This window comes from Burkholderia sp. 9777_1386 (genome assembly GCF_015712265.1).
GTDB classification, from domain to species: domain Bacteria; phylum Pseudomonadota; class Gammaproteobacteria; order Burkholderiales; family Burkholderiaceae; genus Burkholderia; species Burkholderia cenocepacia.
In genome coordinates this window covers 1-415 of the sequence record NZ_JACCQB010000149.1, presented here as the reverse complement: position 1 = coordinate 415, position 415 = coordinate 1, and the positions used below count along the sequence as shown (strand labels likewise).

1 protein-coding gene and 1 pseudogene are annotated in these 415 nt (G+C 52.5%); both read left to right on the top strand.

The annotated features are described in order from the left end of the window. Positions 1-223: pseudogene (locus H0X91_RS34780) on the top strand (PQQ-binding-like beta-propeller repeat protein); the annotation flags it as partial. A gap of 112 nt (positions 224-335) precedes the next feature. Further along, on the top strand, positions 336-415 hold an 80-nt coding region (locus H0X91_RS34775; RefSeq protein WP_196433829.1), incomplete at its 3' end, for a GTPase.

Genomic DNA, 415 nt, shown 5'->3' with positions numbered 1-415 from the left:
GAGCGATCTGCTGCACCGTCTGCTGACCGCACCGGCACTGTATAACGGCAGCCTGGTGGTGGGCGACAGCGAAGGCTATATGCACTGGATCGATCCAGAGAATGGCCGCTTCGTGGCACAGCAGAAAGTGGATAGTTCAGGCTTCCTGACGGAGCCCGTTGTGGCTGACGGCAAACTGCTGATTCAGGCAAAAGACGGCACGCTGTACGCGATCACGCGTTAATTACACGGCGGTTGTAGTATACTAAACGGCTCCTGATCACTCAGGAGCCGTTTTGACATTTTTAAAAACGCTGCGAAAGCGACGTTATTTTGAATTTTATGAGGCTTCAAACATGGTACCTGTGGTCGCGCTTGTCGGGCGCCCTAACGTTGGAAAATCCACTCTTTTTAACCGTTTAACACGCACCCGTGA